General features: G+C 65.7%; 17 protein-coding genes and 1 pseudogene. 6 read left to right on the forward strand and 12 right to left on the reverse strand.

What is annotated here, in order from left to right; genetic code table 11:
- Window positions 1–113: 113 nt before the first annotated feature.
- The 3 genes from P6U27_RS02115 to P6U27_RS02125 form a co-directional block, all read right to left on the reverse strand.
- Window positions 114–1,301 carry an alanine--glyoxylate aminotransferase family protein gene (locus P6U27_RS02115; protein ID WP_122400459.1) on the reverse strand — a complete coding sequence of 396 codons (1,188 nt, stop codon included), beginning with the start codon at window positions 1,299–1,301 and terminating at the stop codon, window positions 114–116.
- 186 nt (window positions 1,302–1,487) lie between these two features.
- Window positions 1,488–2,210: a thermonuclease family protein gene (locus P6U27_RS02120; protein WP_122400460.1), complete on the reverse strand. Its 723-nt coding sequence runs from the start codon at window positions 2,208–2,210 to the stop codon at window positions 1,488–1,490.
- A gap of 296 nt (window positions 2,211–2,506) precedes the next feature.
- Window positions 2,507–4,234, reverse strand: a complete 1,728-nt coding sequence (locus P6U27_RS02125) for a hypothetical protein (RefSeq protein ID WP_407193605.1) — start codon at window positions 4,232–4,234, stop codon at window positions 2,507–2,509.
- Window positions 4,235–4,655: 421 nt separating this feature from the next.
- Between P6U27_RS02125 and P6U27_RS02130 the strand changes: the two genes are divergently transcribed.
- Together P6U27_RS02130 and P6U27_RS02135 are read left to right on the forward strand one after the other, a co-directional pair.
- A complete protein-coding gene (locus P6U27_RS02130) occupies window positions 4,656–5,504 on the forward strand; it encodes a caspase family protein (RefSeq protein WP_122400462.1) in 849 nt (282 codons plus the stop codon).
- Window positions 5,505–5,616: 112 nt separating this feature from the next.
- Window positions 5,617–6,698: pseudogene (locus P6U27_RS02135) on the forward strand (ISAs1 family transposase).
- A gap of 115 nt (window positions 6,699–6,813) precedes the next feature.
- On the opposite strand, the gene P6U27_RS02140 reads toward P6U27_RS02135, so the two are convergent.
- The 5 genes from P6U27_RS02140 to P6U27_RS02160 form a co-directional block, all read right to left on the reverse strand.
- Complete coding sequence (locus P6U27_RS02140; RefSeq protein WP_407120420.1) at window positions 6,814–7,935, reverse strand: ISAs1 family transposase; 1,122 nt, start codon at window positions 7,933–7,935, stop codon at window positions 6,814–6,816.
- A gap of 133 nt (window positions 7,936–8,068) precedes the next feature.
- A complete protein-coding gene (locus tag P6U27_RS02145; RefSeq protein ID WP_164937189.1) occupies window positions 8,069–8,962 on the reverse strand; it encodes an efflux RND transporter periplasmic adaptor subunit in 894 nt (297 codons plus the stop codon).
- 211 nt (window positions 8,963–9,173) lie between these two features.
- On the reverse strand, window positions 9,174–9,320 hold the full coding sequence (locus P6U27_RS02150; RefSeq protein WP_407193606.1) for a hypothetical protein: 147 nt from the start codon (window positions 9,318–9,320) through the stop codon (window positions 9,174–9,176).
- 96 nt (window positions 9,321–9,416) lie between these two features.
- Window positions 9,417–10,559 carry a lactonase family protein gene (locus tag P6U27_RS02155; protein WP_407193607.1) on the reverse strand — a complete coding sequence of 381 codons (1,143 nt, stop codon included), beginning with the start codon at window positions 10,557–10,559 and terminating at the stop codon, window positions 9,417–9,419.
- A gap of 128 nt (window positions 10,560–10,687) precedes the next feature.
- Window positions 10,688–10,819, reverse strand: coding sequence for a hypothetical protein (locus P6U27_RS02160; RefSeq protein ID WP_407193608.1), 132 nt, complete (start codon window positions 10,817–10,819; stop codon window positions 10,688–10,690).
- A gap of 27 nt (window positions 10,820–10,846) precedes the next feature.
- Here P6U27_RS02160 and P6U27_RS02165 point away from each other — a divergent pair, with 27 nt between their 5' ends.
- Window positions 10,847–11,143 (forward strand): hypothetical protein, encoded by a 297-nt coding sequence (locus P6U27_RS02165; protein ID WP_407193609.1) that lies wholly within the window; start codon window positions 10,847–10,849, stop codon window positions 11,141–11,143.
- 121 nt (window positions 11,144–11,264) lie between these two features.
- Window positions 11,265–11,387, forward strand: a complete 123-nt coding sequence (locus P6U27_RS02170; protein WP_256375944.1) for a hypothetical protein — start codon at window positions 11,265–11,267, stop codon at window positions 11,385–11,387.
- A gap of 30 nt (window positions 11,388–11,417) precedes the next feature.
- Here the strand turns inward: P6U27_RS02170 and P6U27_RS02175 are convergent, their stop codons facing one another.
- Entirely contained in the window at window positions 11,418–11,777 is a 360-nt protein-coding gene (locus P6U27_RS02175) for a hypothetical protein (RefSeq protein ID WP_407193610.1), read from the reverse strand.
- 205 nt (window positions 11,778–11,982) lie between these two features.
- Entirely contained in the window at window positions 11,983–12,312 is a 330-nt protein-coding gene (locus P6U27_RS02180) for a hypothetical protein (protein ID WP_407193611.1), read from the reverse strand.
- A gap of 182 nt (window positions 12,313–12,494) precedes the next feature.
- Between P6U27_RS02180 and P6U27_RS02185 the strand changes: the two genes are divergently transcribed.
- Window positions 12,495–13,559: a LysM peptidoglycan-binding domain-containing protein gene (locus tag P6U27_RS02185; RefSeq protein WP_407193612.1), complete on the forward strand. Its 1,065-nt coding sequence runs from the start codon at window positions 12,495–12,497 to the stop codon at window positions 13,557–13,559.
- 178 nt (window positions 13,560–13,737) lie between these two features.
- Entirely contained in the window at window positions 13,738–15,030 is a 1,293-nt protein-coding gene (locus P6U27_RS02190) for a Spy/CpxP family protein refolding chaperone (protein WP_407194541.1), read from the forward strand.
- Between the two features lie 315 nt (window positions 15,031–15,345).
- Here the strand turns inward: P6U27_RS02190 and P6U27_RS02195 are convergent, their stop codons facing one another.
- Both P6U27_RS02195 and P6U27_RS02200 read right to left on the reverse strand, forming a co-directional pair.
- On the reverse strand, window positions 15,346–17,793 hold the full coding sequence (locus P6U27_RS02195) for an adenylate/guanylate cyclase domain-containing protein (RefSeq protein WP_407193613.1): 2,448 nt from the start codon (window positions 17,791–17,793) through the stop codon (window positions 15,346–15,348).
- A gap of 220 nt (window positions 17,794–18,013) precedes the next feature.
- Window positions 18,014–20,077, reverse strand: coding sequence for an AsmA family protein (locus P6U27_RS02200; protein ID WP_407193614.1), 2,064 nt, complete (start codon window positions 20,075–20,077; stop codon window positions 18,014–18,016).
- Between the last annotated feature and the right edge of the window lie 144 nt (window positions 20,078–20,221).

The following is a 20,221-nucleotide window of genomic DNA, read 5'->3' on the forward strand; positions in this document are numbered from 1 at the left end:
GCTCCGACCCGAGGGCCCGCCATTGGCAGGCGCCTCGAAGCATGCGCTGTGGGCGAGCTATCCGCGACTTTTGATAGATCCGGTCGCGCTGCCGCAAGCGGGCAGGGATGAAGCTACGCCGCCACCTCTTCGCCGAGATACGACACCGCCGCCTCGAGCCCGCCCTTGCCGTGCGGGATACTCAGCGCGTTCAGCCCGACCTCGATCACACCGAGCGTGCCGAGCAGCATCGGCGCGTTGACGTGGCCCATATGGGCGATGCGGAAGGCTTGTCCCGAGAGATCGCCGATGCCGGTGCCGAGCACGACACCGCATTTGTCCTTGCAATAGCGTTGCAGCACGGCCGGGTCATGGCCGTTGCTCATGGTGACCGTGGTCACGGTGTTGGAGCGCTCGCTGGCCTCGGCCACGTTGAAGCCGAGCACCTGGCCTTCCGACCAGACGGAGACCGCGCGGCGCGCAGCTTCGCCGAGCAGGCTGTGGCGGCGGAAGGCGCTTTCAAGCCCTTCCTCGTATAGCAGGTCGATCGCCTGGCGCAGCGCGAACAACAGATGCACCGGCGCGGTGCCGGCATATTTGCGATAGTTCTCGGTGCCCTCGCGCTCGCTCCAGCTCCAATAGGGCGTCGACATGTTGGCCTTCTTGTGCACCTCGAGCGCGCGCGCATTGGCGGCGACGAAGCCGAGACCTGGCGGCGTCATCAGGCCCTTCTGCGAGCCGGACATCGCGACGTCGACGCCCCATTTGTCCATCTCGAACGGCATGCAGCCGAGCGAGGCGACGGTGTCGACCATGTAGAGCGCGGGATGGCCGCTCGCCTTGATCGCCTTGCCGATCGCCTCGATATCGTTCTGCACGCCGCTGGCCGTGTCGACCTGGACGACGACGACGGCCTTGATCTTGTGCTCCTTGTCGCGGCGCAGGCGTTCCTCGACCTCGTGCGGCCGCACCGCGCGGCGCCAGTCGCCCTTGAGCACCTCGACCTCGGCACCCATCAGCGCCGCCGCATTGCCCCAGCCGATCGCAAAGCGCCCGCTTTCCAGCACCAGCACCTTGTCGCCGCGCGACAGTACGTTGCTCAGCGCCGCTTCCCAGGCGCCGTGACCGTTGGCGATGTAGATGTAGGATTTGCCCTTGGTCGCAAACAGTTTCGAGATGTCGCTGAGCAGGCTCTCTGTCAGGTCGAGCATCTGCTTGGAGTAGATGTCGATCGCCGGACGGTGCATCGCCCGCAGCACCTCGTCGGGCATCGTGGTGGGCCCGGGGATGGCCAGAAACTCCCGGCCCGCGCGAACGGTCATTGCTGTCGGTCCTTGTTGCTTGAGAACAGGATGGTGGGTCGCTGAATCATACTTTTACGCGGCGGCAGCGTGTGAGAAAAGCGCGTAAAACGCAGGTCTGGCGTGGTTTTTTGCTTTGAGCATGGTCTCGTCGGAAAGCCGCTTCACACTTTGCGCCAACGCGGCCCTTCGGGTCCGGACCATGCTCTATCGCTTCGTCTCGCGGCAGCCGGCGGCCTCCGCCTCCTCGACCGAGCAGAACCAGCGGGTGCCCTTGCTGATCTTCATCCTGATCTGGGCGTACCAGCGGCTGGTCGGCTGGTGATAGATGCATTCGCCGGCGCTGTTCACATTGCCCTTGATGGTGCAGTCCGGCGAGGGCGCGACCGGTCCCGAGGCCGACGCGAGCAGCACCGCATGCGCTCCCTCCGGCGGCTCGGTGGCCCCCAGGATGGCGGTCTTCTTGTTGCGGACGCGCCAGTCCCAGGGCGCGATGAAGGCGCCCTGCCACATCCCGGCCTTGGCCTCGCGCGCGGCCTTTTCATCCGCCTCATAATCCCGGGACATGTGGGTGTAAGCCAGTGCCCAGCCGCTGCGCACCAGCCATTTCTGGATGTCCTCGCCGCCGACCTCGCAGCGAGCCACGGTGCGCCCGCGCCGGTCGATCGCGCGGGTGTGGCAGACCCAGGTCTTGCCCTCGGCGTATTTGGCGAGCTCGTCGCGGGCCGCGACGCCGCAGGTCCAGCGCTCGCTCTTGGTGTTGAGACAGAGCTGATCGACTGAGGGCGCGTCGATGCCGCCGAGCCGGATGCGCGTGTTGCCGATCACCACGGCATCGCCGGCGCGGACCTTTGCTGTGCCGGTGATGTCGGCAGCGTGCGCGAGCGAGGGGGCGAGGAAAGCAAGCGCAATCAGGAATCTTCGTAACATGCCTGTCCGGGTGTGATGAAAATCTCGATAGACGGCGCAATTGTGGTCGGCTTTTGGCCGCTCGGCCAGCGTTTGCCTGACAGGTGGACTTTCAACTTCCCGTCATTGTCGGCTTCTTACCCTCCCCTGGAGGGTCCCTGGAGGGGAGGGTCGGCATGCTATCGAGCGAAGCGAGATTGCATGACGGGGTGGGGTGATCTCTCCACTCGGGCACTGTTCGTCGCGGAGAGACCGTCACCCCACCCCGCTCGCGCTACGCGCGATCGACCCTCCCCCTCCAGGGGAGGAAGGACACATCACCCCCGCGCCATCGCCCTTTTCGCCGCTGCCAGTGCCATCAGCACGAACGCCGAGGTCACCTCCGGTCCGCCCACCAGAATCCGCGTCGGCGTCTTCATCTTATTCCATTCATAGGCGCGGAACGGGCCGCGGCGGCCGCCTTCGCCGAGGCTCGCGATGATGACGTTCAAGGCGGGCGCGAAGGAGCGCGGGTCGGCGCCGAGATGGCCGAGCGCGATCAGCGCCAGCGCGGCGTCGAACACGTTCATCTCGGCGGCCATCAGCTCGCCCTTGACGTAGGACAGCACGCGGTGGCGGATGAAATCGAAATCGCCGTCGGGATCGATCGCCGCCTGTGCCGACAGCGGCAGTGCCAGGAAGGCGGCATAGCAGCGGCCGAAATAGGCGCTGTAGAGTTCCGGCAAATAATAGATATGCGAGCGCGGATTGGCGAAGGCGCCGCTCGCCGCCAGGCGCCTCTGGAAGCCGATGATCCGATGCACGGTTGCGAGCCGCGCCGGCGTCTCCAGGATCTTCCAGCGTGCGAGGTTGCGAAAGCTGACCTCGAGAATGTCGAGATTGAGCGTCGGATCGAGGTCGTTGCCGTAAGGGCGCTCGCCCGCGAGATTGTCGATCCAGGTCGCAACCCCGCCCTCATAGTCGATATTGTCGTTGAGCGGCACGGTCACGCGCGGCGTGTTGACGCCGGCGCGCACCTGATAGCCCGAGTAGAAATCCAGGAGCGGCTGGTCGATGATGGGATCGGTGCAGCCGGCCTGCGTCGCCGCGGAGATCGAGCAGGCCGTGGTGTCGCAATCCGGCACGTAGATTCCGAAGCCGAGATCCTGCTTGATTTGCGCGAAGTAGCGGGAGAACCGTGGATGCGGCGCCGGCGCCAGCGCGGTGATGACGTTGAAGCGCGCGCCATCGATGCCCTCGACCTCCTCGCGGCTGATGTTGACGCAGAAATCGACCATGTCTGCGATGGCGCGCTCTGCCGCGATCTTGTCGGCCGGCGAGGCGAGCCCGGTCTCGACATAACTCAGCAGCGCCTCGATGAAGAACGCGTCGTAATAGGCGGAGCGGTGGCGGATCTGCACCGGCTCCCACATCGGCTCGGCAATGCCTTTCCAGGGCGGATTGACCACGGCGCGCGCGGGCGAGCGCGCGATGAAGACGCGGGCGAGGTTGAACAGCAGCGAGGAATTCTTGTACCCGCGTGCGTTCAGCCCCGTGAGCGCCATGATCAGCTCACGTCCGCGAAAATCGGGGTCGCCGATCAGGTTGAAGGCGGCATAGGTCGGCAGGAAACCATTGCGGCGGTACGAGCCGAGCAGATGCTGCGCGCAGTCGCGGATCGCGCCGTCGATCTGTGCGCCCTGCGGCAGGGCGGCGTTGAACGGCACCGGCGGCGGCTTGGGATGGTCGAGCGCGATGCTGTCGACGAGATCGGCGATCGGCCGTCCGACCGCCGCCCAGTCTGGCTCGACCTCGTCGCGGGCGCGGGTGAGCGCCTCGCGCAGCCGGCTCAGCTTGGCTTCGTCGCGCAGCTCGGGCAGGCCGGCGCGGCGGAGCAGTATCCGCAGCGCGGGATTGCCAAGTGCGGTCTGGTAGAATTTGGCCAGATGAGGATCGCCACCGGCCGCATCGGACAATACGGGATCGCAGACGTCGTAAAGTGAGGGGCCGTCCTTCCGCGCCGTCAGCGCCCGGCAGGCGGCGCCGGCAAAATAATGAAAGCTCATGAAATACCTGGTCGCGGGGGGCCCGGCCGGGGCCGGCGAGCGCGCAGCCGTTCGCACACCACCCCCTGCAAGTCGTTGAAAAGGCTACCCGGATTCGCGGAAAATACAAATGTGATAGGCGTCACAGAAAGGGCCGGCACGAAGGCTGCATGAGGAGCGTCCGGAAGGCTACGGGGGAGCCAAGAATGCATGAACTTGGTCTGGAGGATTAACCAATATATTCAGACGCTTAGCTCAAATTTTGAGCAATCTATTGCCCCAGGGCCTATATGCGGTTAAGGGTTTGTTTGGTGCGGCGCCGCAAATTGCGCGCAATTCGGGGGCACTTCCCCGGCCAATCCCTCAAACCCAAAGCCGCTATCGCGCTACTCAAACAGTGTGCGCGCGCTTGGCTGGACTTTGGCACAGGAAACAAACCGAGATGAATGTAAAGCAGCTCGACCTTTCCCGACGTACGATCGCCCTCGCCGCAGCCCTCGTCGGCACGGTGTCGCTCGCGATCGGCGCCCATGCTGCTCTCAACATGCGTGCGATCGATGCCGCCAAGGCTGTGACCACCGAACAGATCACCGGTTCGATCGGCCAGAGCTCGCGTCTCGCGCTCGTCATCGGCAATGGACATTATCCCGACGCCAACGCGCCGCTGACGCAGTCCATCAACGACGCCCGGGCGCTATCCTCGTCCCTGCGCAAGAACGGCTTTGACGTCGACATGGTGGAAGACGCGACCAAGGACGACATGGTCCGCGCCGTGGGCCGCCTGAAGTCCCGGATCACGCACGACAGCGTCGTCATGCTGTTCTTCGGCGGCTACGGCGTGCAAGCGGGACGCGAGAGCTACATGCTGCCGGTCGATGCCGTGATCTGGAAGGAAAGCGACGTCCGCCGCCATGGCGTCTCCATCGACGGCGTGCTCGAGATGATGAAGGAGCAGGGCGCCAAGGCCAAGCTCGTCGTGGTCGACGCCTCCCGGCGTAACCCTTACGAGCGCCGCTTCCGCTCCTACAGCCACGGCCTCGCGCCGATCAGCGCGTCCGACAATGCGCTGATCCTCACCTCCGCCTCGCCCGGCAAGGTCGTCGATGACGGCAAGGGCGAGCACAGCGTGCTGGTCAGCGAGTTCCTCAACAATCTCAGCAAGCCGGGCAGCGCCGAGAGCATCTTCAACAAGACCCGCCTCGCCATCTCCCGCGCCTCAGAAGGCGACCAGGTCCCGACCGTGTCGTCATCGTTGCTCGAAGACGTCCATTTCGGCGAAGCCGGCGGTTAGTTTCTTACCCTCCCCTGGAGGGTAGGGGAATCGCATATGGTGCTGGCAGGGTGTTGCCAAGCGGTTGGAACTGGATTCTTTGGGTGTCTCTCGATTCCAGAGGGAGACCTGAATGCGCAAGCTCAAGCGCCTGTTTCGACCGCTCAAGGACCCGCGCGCCAGCAACACCCGACATGATCTTGTGGAGATCCTCGTCATCGCCTTGGCGGCGACGCTGGCTGGCGCCAAGACCTGCACCGAGTTCGAGTTCTTTGGCCAAGGCCGCGAGGAGCTGTTGCGGCGCTTCCTGGAGCTCAGGCACGGCATTCCGAGCCACGATACGTTCAGCAACGTCTTCCGTGCGCTGGATCCGAAGGGGCTGGAAGCGGTTTTGCGCAAATTCAGCAAGAGCTTCGGCATCAAGGGGTGGTCAGCATCGACGGCAAGGCGCTGCGCGGGGCCTACACGCGGGGCCGGCAGGCCACGCCGCTGCATATGGTCAATGTCTGGGCCGCAGGCACTCGCATGGCGCTGGCTCAGAGAAAGGCTCCCAACCGCAACGAGGTTGCCGGGGCTCTCGAAGTTCTCGCGCTGCTCGATCTGGACGGGGCTCTTGTCACCGCCGACGCCTTGCATTGCCGGCCCGATACCGCGCAGGCCATCCTCGATCGGAAGGGGCACTACGTGTTGGCCATCAAGAGTAACCGTGGCCGGCTCTTCAAGGCCGCCAAGACGTTGGTCGATACAGCCCGAAAGCCCGCGCGAGCGAGTCAACGAAGAGCCACTGCCCACGGTCGCGCCGAGCGCCGGCAGGCCATCGTCGCGCCGGCTCCTCAGTTGGCGAAGCAATACGACTTCCCCGCTATCGCCGCAGTCGGTCGCATCGACAGCTGGCGCGCAAACTCTGGCAAGACCGCCAAGCATACGGTCCGATACTTCCTCGCCTCGCGCCTGCTGTCGGCCAAAAAGCTGCTCGAGGTCGTGCGTGCCCACTGGAGCATCGAGAACAACCTGCACTGGGTTCTCGACGTTCTGTTCGACGAAGATGCCTGCCGCAGCCGCAAAGAACACGCCGCCGAAAATCTCGCCCTCATCCGCAAGCTGGCCATCAATACCCTGCAGGCAACGCCCGGTCCTGCCCGCATCAGCCACAAAATGCTCCAAGCCAGATGGAATAATGACTTCCTTCTCTCCGCCCTCGCCCATATGCGATAGCCCTACCCTGGAGGGGGAGGGTCGATCGCGCGAAGCGCGAGCGGGGTGGGGTGATCTCTCCACTCGGGCACCGCTTCAATGGATAGACTGTCACCCCACCCCGCTTCGCATTTCGCTACGCTTCATGCGAAGCGACCCTCCCCCTCCAGGTAGGGTTATCGCAGATGGCGAGGGCGGAGAGAAGGAAGTCATTATTCCATCTGGCTTGGAGCATTTTGTGGCTGATGCGGGCAGGACCGGGCGTTGCCTGCAGGGTATTGATGGCCAGCTTGCGGATGAGGGCGAGATTTTCGGCGGCGTGATCCTTGCGGCTGCGGCAGGCATCCTCGTCGAACAGGACGTCGAGGACCCAGTGCAGGTTGTTCTCGATGCTCCAGTGGGCACGCACGACCTCGAGCAGCTTTTTGGCCGACAGCAGGCGCGAGGCGAGGAAGTATCGGACCGTGTGTTTGACAGCCTTGCCAGAGTTGGCGCGCCAACTGTCGATGCGACCGACTGCGGCGATAGCGGGGAAGTCGTATTGTTTCGCCAACTGAGGAGCCGGCGCGACGATGGCCTGTCGGCGTTCGACGCGGCCGTGGGCGGTGGCTCTTCGTTGACTCGCTCGCGCGGGCTTTCGGACTGTGTCGACCAGCGTCTTGACGGTCTTGAAGAGCCGGCCACGATTGCTCTTGATGGCCAACACGTAGTGCCCCTTCCGGTCGCGGATGGCCTGCGCGGTGTCGGGCCGGCAATGCAAGGCATCGGCGGTGACAAGAGCCCCGTCCAGATCGAGCAGGGCGAGAACTTCGAGAGCCCCGGCAACCTCGTTGCGGTTGGGAGCCTTTCTCTGGGCCAGCGCCATGCGAGTGCCTGCGGCCCAGACATTGACCATATGCAGCGGCGTGGCCTGCCGGCCCCGCGTGTAGGCCCCGCGCAGCGCCTTGCCGTCGATGCTGACCACCCCCTTGATGCCGAAGCTCTTGCTGAATTTGCGCAAAACCGCTTCCAGCCCCTTCGGATCCAGCGCACGGAAGACGTTGCTGAACGTATCGTGGCTCGGAATGCCGTGCCTGAGCTCCAGGAAGCGCCGCAACAGCTCCTCGCGGCCTTGGCCAAAGAACTCGAACTCGGTGCAGGTCTTGGCGCCAGCCAGCGTCGCCGCCAAGGCGATGACGAGGATCTCCACAAGATCATGTCGGGTGTTGCTGGCGCGCGGGTCCTTGAGCGGTCGAAACAGGCGCTTGAGCTTGCGCATTCAGGTCTCCCTCTGGAATCGAGAGACACCCAAAGAATCCAGTTCCAACCGCTTGGCAACACCCTGCCAGCACCATATGCGATTCCCCTACCCCTCCAGGGCCCCTCCAGGGGAGGGTGAAGGATCGCGGCTGCTACTTCGCTGCTTCCGCGCTCGCCATCACCGGACGCACCGGATCGCCTTCGCGCAGCAATGCGCCGGCGCGGGCGACGACGACATCGCCTTCGTTCAGGCCGTCGCGAACCTCGATATTGCCGCCCGACATCAAGCCGATCTCGACACGCTTGGTCTCGACGCGGTTGCGGCGGATCACCTGCACCACGGTGCCGGCGGATGAATATTGCACGGCGGTGAGCGGCACCGCGACGTTGCAGCTTTGCCCGGTCTTGATCAGCGCCCGCCCGCTCGCGTTCAGGAGCAGCCGCTTCTGCGAGGAGATGCCGATATAGACCATGCCCTGCTGGATGTTCGGCTCGACGGTCGGGCCGATCCGGCGCACCTTGCCGCTGATGTCGCCGGCGCCCGCGATCCTCACGGTGGCCTGTTGATTGACGGCGAGCTTGCGCACATCGGTGGTGGCCACGAGGCCGACGAGATCGTATTCGCTGCGCGCCACGATCGTGAATAGCGCCTCGCCCTTGGCCGAGGCGAAGTTGCCGATCTGCGCAGTCGAGGTCGCGATCACGCCCGCCACGGGCGCGGTGACCTGAAGCGTGCCGCCTTCGGGCAGCGCCAGCCGCGCCAGCACCTGGCCGGCGGTGGTGGTGTCGCCCGCTTCCGCCAGCACGTCCGTGACCTTGAGGCCGGGACGCTCGGGCCGCACCGAGGTTTCCTCCCGCGCGATGATCGTGCCGGTGGCTTCGACGATGTCGGAGAAGCAGGATTTCGCGACTTTCAGCACCGTGACCGCGGGTCCCTTGGGCGCATCGTCATCGGCCGCGCCGGCCGGATAGGGACTGAAGACGAGCACGCCGGCGACGGCTGCGGGGTACAGGTTTCGAACGACGGCACGGGACAAATGACGCATCGGAAATTCCACAGGGGCTATGCCTCCAATCGATAGCAGATGGCCGCCGCCCGCACTACGGCCGCGTGGTCCCGAGAGAGGACGCCGCGCCGCCGCGGGCAGTCGCGGCAAGTCCTTGACTACAAGTCCTTGATTACAAGTCCTTGATTAGTCGCAGGATTGGAGAAGAGGTTCGCCCCGAAGACGTCACGCCGCAGGCCGGCGTTGACCGTCAGCCGCGCCGATCGCCCAGCAGCTTGCCGGTGGTCCGATCGATCAGATGCAGCCGCGTGCAGGCCGGACAGGATACGGACACGTGGGTGCGATCGTCCGGCTCATCAGTAAGCCGATGCTGCACGTTCAGGCCGGTCTGAGGCATTTGAAGACGATCTGTCGGTCCATGCCCACTGATATGGCCCGAAGGCGGACGCTGCGAAAATTGCGGATGTTTACGTAAGTCCGTCGCCGCGGCCCCTCACGGCAGGCTCAGGAATTCGACCCAGTTCGGCTTCTTGCCGGTGGGGTAGGATTTCAGCCTGGCCAGTGCGCCGCTGCTCTGGTCGATGGCATAGACCGTCATGCCGTCCGAAAGCTCGCCGACCGCGGCGAGGTAGCGCCCGCTTGGATCGATCTGGAAGCCACGCGGCTGCTTCTCGGTCGGCACGCTGCCGATCGTGGTCAGCTTGCCGCTTGATGCATCGACCTTGTAGGCGGTGAGCGTGCTGGTGGTGCGCTCGGAGGCGTAGAGGAAGCGGCCGTCCGGCGTGATGTGGATGTCGGCGGCCCAAGCCTTCTTATCAGACTCTTTTCCGGAGAACCCTTCCGGCAGCGCGGTGGTGCGCTGGATTTCGTCCCATGCGCCGCTCCGCGCTTCATAGGCGAATGCCGCGACATCGCCGTTCAGCTCGTGGAGGAAATAGACGAACTTGCCGCCTGGGTGAAACACGAAGTGCCGCGGCCCCGACTTTTCCGCCACCTTGTGGGCCGGCGGATCGCTCGGCGTGAGCGTACCGGCCGCGGCATCGAAGGCGAAGCTCAACACCTGGTCGGAGCCGAGATTGGTCGCGAACGCGAAGCGGTTGTCGGGCGAGGGCAGGAAGGCGTGGGCGTTCAGCCCGGTCGGGATCACCTGCTTGGGCTCGCCGACGACGCCGCTGGCAAGAAGCGGATTCAGCGCCACCTTGTTGCCGCCATAGGAGGCGCTGAACAGGAACTTGCCGCTGCGGTCGACGGCGATATGGGCCATGCTGTCCGCGAGCGGTCCGTTGCCGAGATGGCTGAGCTGGCCAGTCTTCGGGTCGATCGCAAAGCTCACCGCGAGGTATGGCTGCGAGCGGACGCCGGCAATCATCACGCGGTGATCGGGTGTGATCGCGAGCGGCGTCGAGGAGCCGGGCTTTTCGACGCCTTTGAAGGCGGCCGTCTGCACCGGTGTCATCTCGCCGCTCTCGCTCATCTTGAACACGCTGATGTCGTTGCTGTCGGCGTTGCCGACATAGGCGAAGGTTTCGGCCATGCCCGCACGGACTCCAGAAATGACAATGAGAGAAGCGAACAGGGAAATGGCGATCGCAGCGCGTGGTGCGCGCGATGCGATGCGTCGGATCGGTCTCAACATGGGCTCCTCCTGAAAGCCGGCTCGCGGCATCCTCCTTTTGCCGCGAGGATAGCGGGAGGCGCGCCGCCGCACCAAATTCCAATTGGGATCGATCGATGCCGAAATGGTATCGGTCGCAGGATGACGAGTTAACGCACCGCCGCCGTGCGGGAGGGCAGATGCGGGCTGGACGGGCGGTCCGGCGGCCCGAGCATGGTCCACACGGTGACTGCAACCAGGGTGGCGGTCATGATGGTCCAGACGATCAGTCGTTTTCGCATCAGGCCAATCCGTCGGTAGAAATCGCGATGCACCAGGGCGCCAGCTCCATCGTGCACTACAAAGATGGGCGGTTCTATGAGTTCGTTCACAGTGCGAAAACGGCCGATCCTGTTGCGAACCAATGCCGTGCGAACGCATTGAACCGCATGCCCCGCGAAAACGATCTCGAAGGAAAGCCCGACATGGGCGGCAAGCATGGCGGTCAAGCCGGTCAGCCCAAGCTTGCGCCGCGGCCGCACCAGGGCGAGCACGACGAGGACGTCGTGGCAAAGCGCCACACCGGCCAAACCGATCGGACACCGCCACCGACCAAACAGAAATAGCGCCCGGCCCGTCCGCGCGTCGTAGGGCCGGGCTCGCGCTGGAAACGCCGGCATCGCGATGCGGTTAGCCCGGTGCGGCGGGCGCGAAAGAGAGTGAAAGCGAGAAAAGGGAGGCTGGCTCGTGTTTTGGATCTATTGGGACACCGCCTGGTCGCTGATCATCAGCGGCATCATGGTCGCCACCATCGTCAGCCACCCCGACGCCGAATTCGCCGAAGTGCGTGCGGCCCGACGTTCGATGTGAGCTTCCCGATCCCGCGGAGCTCGTCGCGGTTCAGGTCATGCTGCCGGGCATGAAGCAGCGGATCATGGGACGGCCGTTGACGTAATAAGGCCAGACCATGGTGCGCCCGGCGCGGTTGGGCTCGGTGATGACAGTGTCGTCGGGCACATTGACCCAATTGCCGAGAAGCCGTACCCGGTAATGTCCGTCCCGCGTCTCCCAGTCGACATCGGCCAGCGCAGTGCCGTCGGCGTCGGCACAACAGGGGCCGCCGCCCTTGCTGTGCAGGCTCTCGAACCAGCCCTTGAGGGGAGAGTTTGCGTAGCGCCCGTCGTCGCGGGCCTCCGCGGAGAGCCCGATGACGGCTGCAACCACCACGAGAGGGATCGTTCTGAAAGACAGGACCGCCATGTCACCTCGCTCGCTTTTCGCACGCGCGCGCCACGACGCCGGCGAAAAGCCGCCTGCGTTGCGCGTGATGCAATGTTGACAGGTGCCCGCCGGCCGGAGTTCCCGGCCGTCTCAGCGAGTCGATAACCACGAACTCGGAGGTTCGATCCTATTCTCGCGGTGACGGTGAACGGTGGCGCGGGGAAAGGCGCCGGACAATTCCGGACTATCGCCCTTCATGCAGCGTCTCGCACGGGCTCACGCGAATTGCATGTCTACCGATCTTCGGCGGCTTGTTGGCGATCGCGATCATGATATCAAGAACAGATGTTACGGACCCTCTGGCGTTTTGATCTCTTGGCGCAAGGATCGTGCAGTCGATCATCCATCTCGCGTCGAACAGTCCGACAGCAGTCAGTCTCCGCTTCACCGCGTTCGCCGTGCAGATGGCGATAGGTATGTAACCAGGCGGCGGGCCGGAGGCGGCCAGTGCGGCAGGAGCGGCGAGTGTCAGAGCAAGCGCCAGCCGTGGCGCGGTGCGAAAAAAATCGGTCACAGGAAATTCCTTAAAAATTATAGCCGCGGTGCGGCCTCGCGCATTTGACGCCGAGGGGACCTCGCCGGGTCATTCCGGACGCGCCGGGATGGAGGCATAATCCCATCGACCGTCTTGCTGCCGCAGCCAAATCGGCGCACTTTGCCGACCTCGGCTGATTTGCCACTCAAGGTCCTTTTCAGATGATCACCGCATCCAAGGCCTTCATTGCCTTTTGTCTGCTGGCGCTGGTCGGCACCGCGCTGGTGATCGGCCCGACCGAGCTGCGCCGCCTGCTGCCGGACGGGACGACGACCATCGTCGCCGCCAAGCCCGAAGCCAAGCCCGACGCCAAGCCCGAGACCAAAGTCGAGGCCAAGGTCGAGCTCAAGGTGGAGCCCGGAGCGGACGAGTCCAAACCAGAGCAGAAGCCGGACCAGCCAAAGCTTGCCGCCAGCGCGCCGCCTGCACCGGCCGCGGAGCCGAAGGCGGGCGCGCTGGGCGAAACCCAGAAGCAGGTCACGGCCGCGCTCGGCGATTTCGCGCCGATCAAGCCGGCGCCGGCGGTTGCGGATGCCGGGCCCCGGTTCGACGTCGCCCGCATCGACAGTCATGGCGAGGCGGCAGTGATTGCGGGCCGCGCCACGCCGGGTGCAAGGGTCGAGCTGCTGCGCGACGGCAAGCCGCTCGATGCCGTGGTCGCCGACGCTTCGGGCCAGTTCGTGATGACTCCGCCGCAGCTTCCTGCCGGTTCCTATGAACTGACGCTCCGGGCCAAGGCGCTTGACGGCACGGTGACGGAATCCGGCCGGACCATGCCGGTGACCATCGCCGAGGCGGCGCCGCCGCCCGCGCCGGCCGCGAAGCAGGATGCGCGGCAGGAGACCAAGCAGGCCGAGAAGACCGACGACAAGCCGGATGTCGTGGCCGCGCTGCCATCGGCCTCGCCGCACCTGGCTTCAGTGCCTGACAGGCAAGCGGCGCGGCCGAGGTTGATCGGCGCGCCGAAGACCAAGGCCTTCGCGCATGCGCCGGCGGCGACGGCGGTCGCATCGGCCTCGCCGGCGGAGGTGCTCACCACTGCACCGGCGGAAGCAGGCGGCAGCCGCGTTATCGCCCGCGGCGACAGCCTGTGGGCGCTCAGCCGGCTCGCTTACGGCGACGGCGCCCGCTACGGGGTGATCTTCAACGCCAACCGCGACAAGATCCACAACCCCGATTTGATCTATCCCGGGCAGACGTTCGTGCTGCCGCAAAAGCCGCAGTGACCCCGCGCCGGCATGGCCGGTGAGCGTTGCGACGCTTTGCCCTGCATCGCCGCGGAACAATCGGTTCCCTCGCGCGTCATTGTGATGCGACGCATTGCGCGCTTGGTGTGGGAGGGAGTGCCAAGACGTGGCCAGATTGGTCAAGTCGGCGGTCAGGTCAGCGATCATTTCGAGGCGCATGGGCTTGGCGCTGGCCGGCGCAGCTCTCGTGATTGCGGCAGTGTTGCTGCCTGACAGGGCCGAGGCGCAGTTCGGGTTGCGTGGCGGTCCGCTCGGGGTTGCGCGTTTCGCCGTCGGCCACATGATGGGCCTGTCGCGGCTGCGCCATTCCCGCATGGCCGTGCGCGGTGGCCGCTACCGCTCCGCCGCGCTGAGGTCGCAAGACCCGCGCGGAGCCGAGCGCGGCCAGCTATCCAATCCTTACGTCCTGCGTGCGGCCCTCACGGCGCAGGCTGCGCTGGCGGGCTGGCAAGGCGGCCGGCGGCCGCAGGGCTGGTGGCGCCATCCCGACGGCAGCTACGGCTGGGTCGGCCCGGTGTTCTGGCCGTTCGCGCATGACGATCTCACCACCGCAATCATCTTCGGCGATGCGACCAGCCTCTCGCTCTACGGCTACGGCGACATCTATGCCGCACTCTTCACGCCCTATGCCGCGCCCGAGCTTGCCGCTTACACCGTGCCGCAAGGCCGGCGCGCGCGAAGAATCCCGTCCGCGGAAACCCTCTGCGAGGCCAGCGACACCGGTGGCCTGCCGGTCGACCGGATCGCGAGCGCCGTTCAGCCGAACGAGCTGCAGCGCACCGCGCTCGACGAGCTCGCATCCGCCTGGAATGCGGCGCGCGACACCATCCGCGCGGCCTGCCCGGCGCAGGCTCCTGCGAATGCCTCCGAGCGCCTCGGCCTGATGCGCGAGCGACTCCAGGCCATGATCAAGGCGACGGACGCAATTGAAGCGCCGCTGACGAAATTCGTCGGCCTGCTCGATGACGACAAGAAAACCAGGCTCAACGCCCTCGCCAATGAGCGTCGCGCCGCGCTGGCGTCCCACCGGGCCAAGGACGCGAGCAAGGACGCGAGCAAGAACGCGACCAAGGACGCGCAGGCGGCCAAGGTCTGCCAGCCCGACTACGATCCCCGCTATGACGAAAACGCGCAGCGCCAATACGAGCAACTCGTCCAGCAGCAATGGCCCGCCGCCGAGATTGCCTCCACGCTCCACCTCGACGAGATCGCCCGCGCCCGCCTCGAAGTGCTGCAGGACACCACGCTGCGCACCATGCAGACGCTCAGCGCCTGCCCGACAGAGCCCGCCGCAACCGCGCAAGCCCGCCTCGCCGCCGTGAAGGCGCGGCTGGCGACGATGCTGGAAGCGGTGAACGGCGTCACTGATGCGCTCGACGATTTCGAGGCGGATCTAAGCGACGAGCAGAAGGCGGCGTTCGAGGCGATCGGGCCGAAGCGGGAGGTGTGAGGACCCGCACGCCCAGTCGAACTTCATCTCCCTGAAGTCGAGCTGCGCGTTGTCGCCGCCCAATCACCGCGGCGGCCGTAAAGCTGCGCCTTGGGGTGCGCGTCACGCCGCCGATGTCAGCGGTCGCGCCCGTTCGATGCGTTTGCACTGGCCTGAACTCTCGATGATGCCATCATGCCAGTGTTTTGCCCGACGTGTCAAAGCACCGGCCAGCCCAGACCGTCGTCACTGTCCGACTTTGATGCTCGGGTAACCCATTGATCTTCCAGCTCCCGCCTACTGTGCATGGGGTTGTTTTCGCAATTTTTGTTTTGGCTACCCCCGTCGCCGCACCACCGCGGCGTCCACCACGTTCTCCACCTCCTCGCGCCAGCTCAAAATCTCCATCGCCAGCACGGGGTGATTGAAGCCCTTGAGCTGGAGGTCGTCGAGGGCGCGGGCCTCGACCCATGGTTCGACCATGCCGTAGACGCGGCGGCTCACCACGATCTGGCCCGCCTTGGCTTCGCCGCAGAGACGGGAGGCGAGGTTGGTGACGCTGCCGATCGCGGCATATTCCAGCCGCTGCTCGAAGCCGACCTGGCCGAGCGTGGCGTAGCCGAGCGCGATGCCGATGCCGAACCCCAGGCTATGCCCGCGGTTGCGCCAGCGCTCGGTCAGCGGGCCGATGGTGTCGCGCATCTCCACCGCCATCTTCACCGCGCGCTTGGTGTGGTCCTCGAACTGGATCGGCGCGTTGAACAGCACCATCACGCCGTCGCCGGCATATTTGTCGAGCGTGCCCTCGTATTTGAAGATCAGCTGGCCGAGCGCGGCGTGATATTCGCGCAGCACGTTCATCGCCTCCTCCGGCTCCGTCGTTTCCGTGAACGCGGTGAAGCCGCGCAAATCGCAGAACACCACCGTGACCTCGCGGCGCTGGCTGGTGAGCAGTCCTTCCGGGCTGTCGGAGGAGGCGATCAGCTGCGCCACCTGCGGCGCCAGGAAGCGCTCGAGCTTGCGGATGCGCTCGATCTCGCCGAGCTGCGTCTTGACGCGCGCCTCCAGCGACTTGTTCCAGTCCTTGAGCTGCTCGGTCTGCTGCTTGAGCTTGTCGGCCTGGGCGCGCACGGTCTCGTTCGCGGCCTCCAGCGCGTGGCTCTTGTGATCGACCTCGGTGAACAGGTGCGCATTGCGCATCGCCAGCACGGCCTGGTTGGCGAAGGTGCGCATCAGGCCGATGATGCTGCCGGCGAACTCGCCGCCGGCGCGGCGCAGCACCACCAGCGAGCCTAGCGTGCCCTGCTGGTCGATCAGCGGCACCACCAGCACCGATTGGAAGCCGGCCGCGAGTGCGACCTCGCGCAGCGGCTGCTCGGCGGCCTCGCCGAGCTCGGCAAGCGCGATCGGCTCGCCGCTTCTGGCGGCATCGCTCAGGATGTTCTCGCCCTGCGCGACGGTGACATGCGCGCCCTCGGCGGATTTGTCGATGCCGTTGGCTTCGACCAGGTCGAAACATCGCGCCTCGGCGTCGAACCCGTAGATCAGCACCGCGTCGGCATGGGTGATCTCGATCGCGCGGGCGGCGATGGTCGCAAGCACGGCGTTGAGATCGAGCGAGGAGGCCACCGCACGGCCGACCTCCTCCAGCACCTTGAGCTCATGGATCGACTGCGCGAGATCGCGGGTGCGCTCCTCGACCTTGGTCTCCAGGTTCGAATAGGTCTCCTGGATCTGGTCGGCCATGCGGTTGAACTGCCCGGCGAGGTCTTCGAGCTCGTCGGAGGTGTGCACGTCGATGCGGTGGCTGAAATCGCCTTCGCCGAGCTTGTGCGCGCCGTCGCGCAGCGCCGTGATCGGGATGATCATGCGGCGGGCGAGCAGCGTGCCGGCGAGGATCGCGACCAACAGCCCCATGCCGATCAGAAGCGCGATGCGCACCAGCTGGTCGCGGATCGGCATCAAGGCCTGCGTGCTCGGCTGCTCGAACAGCACGCTCCAGCCGAGCTTCGGCACCATGCTCGCGGCGCTCATCACGGCTTGGCCGTTGAAGTCGGTGCCCGATGTGTCGGGCTCGTGGCCGGGCGCGATCGCGGCCGCAACCTGCGGCAGCTTGGAAAGGTCCTTGCCGATTTCGGGACCTTTCGACGATGTCGCCAGCACCCGGCCGCGCGGATCGACGACATAGGCGAAGGCTGCCTTGCCGACCTGGGCGTCTGACAGGAAGTCGGAGAGGAAGCTGAGATCGATCTCGGCCACGGTGACGCCGGCATTGAAGCCGGAATGCGCCACCGAGATCGACATCAGCGGCGTCCCGTCGGCGAACCAGGCCGAGGCATAGCTGACGCCGCGGGTGACGGCGTCGGTGAAGCGCACGTCGCGGGAGAGGTCGGCATTGGCGCCGGTCGTGGTCGACTGCCTGGAGACGCGCAGCACCTCGCGGCCGTCGCCGTTGAGCTGGAACAGCTGGTTGACGACCGAGACCTGGTGCAGCAGCGAGGCGTAATCGGCGCGGCGCTTCTCCAACGTGTCCTGGCTCGCGCGCGTCACCCAGCTGATCTGGCGCTCGAGCTCGGAGATCGACTGCTCGATGCGCCGGGCGGCTCCTTGCGCCTTGTCCTCCAGCCCGTTGGTCAGCTGTGTCCTGGTGGCGCGGTACGAGATCCAGGTCTCCATCGCGCCGTTGACGGCGAGGACGAACACGACGAGGCCGACGAGGGAGACGACGTATTTGGCGAACAGACCCTCGCGCAGAGATCGTGTCTTGTCGTTCGCTCCTGCCATCCCGATCCTCTCGCGCCGCCACTGACGCTGCGCGCTGCGGGCCGTAAAGCCCCTTCCGGGCCGTTCTACCACAATTTGGGCCAAGGGACGTCGCGCGGCCGTCGCGCGGCCGGTGTGGTTACTCCCTGTGGACTCCCGGGCAGGAAGCAGAGTGGTGAATTGTCGCAGCCTCATCCGTTCGGAGGACGCCGCAGGCGAGCAAGCCGGTCCAGCCCGCCAATCAACGATTGAAGAGCTGTCGCAGCACGTCGTTCATTGGCTGACTGTCCTGCTGCGCAGGCGGCGGGTCCTCCGGAGCTGGGGCAGGCGAGGCCTGCGGCGCCGGTGTGGAGGGCGTCACCGGCAGGCTGCGACTGCGGCCGGTGCCAGTGCCGGTTGCTGTGCCATTGGAAAGTCCCTGCTGAATCAGATTGCCGATCGCCTCCCCCAAGGGCCCGCCGAGCAGGTTGTTCTGCCCGGGCTGCTGGGCTTGCGGATTGGCATTGCCTCCGCCCGGCGCGGTGGTGCCGCCGAGCCCAAGGTTGCTGCCGAGGTTGCCCAGGATGTTGCCGAGCCCGGCGCCGTCGGGGCCGAACAGGCCTTTGCCCATCTCGCGCAGCTTGGCATAGGCGGCGTCCGGATTGTCCAGCACGCCGGCGATGTCAGGGTAGATCCGCGGCTGCGACCAACTGCCCTGGATCATCACGGGGATGCCGAAGCCGACGGGCTCGGAGGTGCGGCCTTGGCCTTCGGTCGTCATCACGAGCTTCGGCTCGACGCGAAAGCCCATCATCTTGGTGTCGAGGGCGATCGTGCCGGCGCCGGTGACGCGCACCAGCGGCCCGATCAGATTGAGATCGGTCGTCACCGCCTGACCCTTGTCGATGCGGAAGGAGGCCGAAAGCTGCGACAGATCCGTGCTCTGCTCCTGGCTGGGGTCCTGGTTTCGGTCCTGGTTTCCTTGCCAGCCGGACAGCGTGCTCGTCGTCAGCGAGCGGATCATCTGCGCGACATTGATGCCGCGGATAGCGCCATCCTGGAAATTGACGAAGGCCGTGCCCTGCATGTTCGCCATCAGCGCCCGCTGGCTGTTGCCGGCGCTGCGCAAAGCGAGCTTGGCCTGCAGCTTGCCGTCGATACGGTCGAATTCGGCGAGGCCCTGCAGCAGCGGCAGCGCGCGCACGCCGACGAGGTCGGAATGCATCGCAAAGCTCGGCGCGCCGGTGGTCGCATCGAGGACCACCTCGCCCGAGACCTGGCCGCCATAGACGCCGAGATTGGCGGTGCCGGCCTTCAGGACGCCGCCGGCGAGCTTGGCGTCGAGCGCCAGCGGCGCGATGCGCGCATCGCCGATCACGGCTTCGTTCGCGGAGATCCTCACCTGCGCATCGACATAGTTGAGCCCGGAGACGTCGATCGGCGCATTGCTCCAGGGCTGCCCGGACACGCCGTCCGGCGATTTCGCCAGGGGCATCGCGAGCCGCTGGAAATCGAGATCGACCTTGACCAGCGGCTTGCTCGCGATGTCGACCGAGGCCCAGCCGTTGAATGCGCCGTCGCCGAGCCTGCCATTCACGCCGTTGATCATCACGACATCGCCATTGAGCCGCATCTCGGCGTGACCGGTGAGCTGGGACTTCAGCACGCTGGGCATGTCGATGGCGAAATCCACCGGAACCGTCGGCCGTTCGGCCGGCAGTGCCGGCGAGGTTGCCTTGATGTCGAACTTGGTCGGATGCTCGCCGACGCGCGCGGTGCCGGTGATGTTGACCTTGCGGTCGCGGTCGACGATCGCCTCGGCGTTGACGGCGCTGATGCGGCCCTCGACACGATCGCGCAGGCGCGAGAACGCCACTTCGCCTTCGGTGACCTTGATGCGGTCGATCGTGGCAGCATTGGTGCCCAGCGCGATCGGCTTCGACGGGCTGCCGGCATTCGGCAGGCGCTCACGCAGCAGCGGCTGGTAGAATACGGGATGGGCGACGACAAGCTCGCTGATCTCAGGGCGGCCCGACCAGACGCTGGCGAGCGACATGTCGGCCTGCACGCTATCGATCGTCAGGCGCCTGATGCCGCTGCGGTCCTTGGGGTCGGCAAGCGTGAGGTCATTCAAGGTGATGTTCAGCGTCGGCCACAGACTGATCCTGGTGGTGCCGTCGATCGACAGGCGATAGCCGGTGGCGCTCTCGACCCGCGAGGCGATGGTCGAGGTCAGGAAGCCCGAGGGGATCCCGACCACGAGCAGGAGTGCGATCACGATGATGACGGCGGCCAAAGCCCCGCCGACGAATTTCAATGCTCTCATGTCGACTTTCCAACGACGGACAATCGGCGTCGAACCCGCCAGATGCCTCGTCCTTTGCGCCTTAAGTTTATCCCCGGACGGCAAGCGGCTCCAAGCGCGTAAAAATAGTCAGGGGGTACTGCAAAGTTATGTGACTTATGACAC

This window comes from Bradyrhizobium sp. STM 3566 (assembly GCF_045571445.1).
GTDB lineage: Bacteria > Pseudomonadota > Alphaproteobacteria > Rhizobiales > Xanthobacteraceae > Bradyrhizobium > Bradyrhizobium vignae.

What these genes read in the sequence shown, in the direction of transcription:
- P6U27_RS02115 (WP_122400459.1), bottom strand. Translation starts at nt 1,301, where the DNA reads ATGACCGTTCGCGCGGGCCGGGAGTTTCTGGCCATCCCCGGGCCCACC.
- P6U27_RS02120 (WP_122400460.1), bottom strand. Translation starts at nt 2,210, where the DNA reads ATGTTACGAAGATTCCTGATTGCGCTTGCTTTCCTCGCCCCCTCGCTC.
- P6U27_RS02125 (WP_407193605.1), bottom strand. Translation starts at nt 4,234, where the DNA reads ATGAGCTTTCATTATTTTGCCGGCGCCGCCTGCCGGGCGCTGACGGCG.
- P6U27_RS02130 (WP_122400462.1), top strand. Translation starts at nt 4,656, where the DNA reads ATGAATGTAAAGCAGCTCGACCTTTCCCGACGTACGATCGCCCTCGCC.
- P6U27_RS02140 (WP_407120420.1), bottom strand. Translation starts at nt 7,935, where the DNA reads ATGCGCAAGCTCAAGCGCCTGTTTCGACCGCTCAAGGACCCGCGCGCC.
- P6U27_RS02145 (WP_164937189.1), bottom strand. Translation starts at nt 8,962, where the DNA reads ATGCGTCATTTGTCCCGTGCCGTCGTTCGAAACCTGTACCCCGCAGCC.
- P6U27_RS02150 (WP_407193606.1), bottom strand. Translation starts at nt 9,320, where the DNA reads ATGCCTCAGACCGGCCTGAACGTGCAGCATCGGCTTACTGATGAGCCG.
- P6U27_RS02155 (WP_407193607.1), bottom strand. Translation starts at nt 10,559, where the DNA reads ATGTTGAGACCGATCCGACGCATCGCATCGCGCGCACCACGCGCTGCG.
- P6U27_RS02160 (WP_407193608.1), bottom strand. Translation starts at nt 10,819, where the DNA reads ATGCGAAAACGACTGATCGTCTGGACCATCATGACCGCCACCCTGGTT.
- P6U27_RS02165 (WP_407193609.1), top strand. Translation starts at nt 10,847, where the DNA reads ATGCACCAGGGCGCCAGCTCCATCGTGCACTACAAAGATGGGCGGTTC.
- P6U27_RS02175 (WP_407193610.1), bottom strand. Translation starts at nt 11,777, where the DNA reads ATGGCGGTCCTGTCTTTCAGAACGATCCCTCTCGTGGTGGTTGCAGCC.
- P6U27_RS02185 (WP_407193612.1), top strand. Translation starts at nt 12,495, where the DNA reads ATGATCACCGCATCCAAGGCCTTCATTGCCTTTTGTCTGCTGGCGCTG.
- P6U27_RS02190 (WP_407194541.1), top strand. Translation starts at nt 13,738, where the DNA reads ATGGGCTTGGCGCTGGCCGGCGCAGCTCTCGTGATTGCGGCAGTGTTG.
- P6U27_RS02195 (WP_407193613.1), bottom strand. Translation starts at nt 17,793, where the DNA reads ATGGCAGGAGCGAACGACAAGACACGATCTCTGCGCGAGGGTCTGTTC.
- P6U27_RS02200 (WP_407193614.1), bottom strand. Translation starts at nt 20,077, where the DNA reads ATGAGAGCATTGAAATTCGTCGGCGGGGCTTTGGCCGCCGTCATCATC.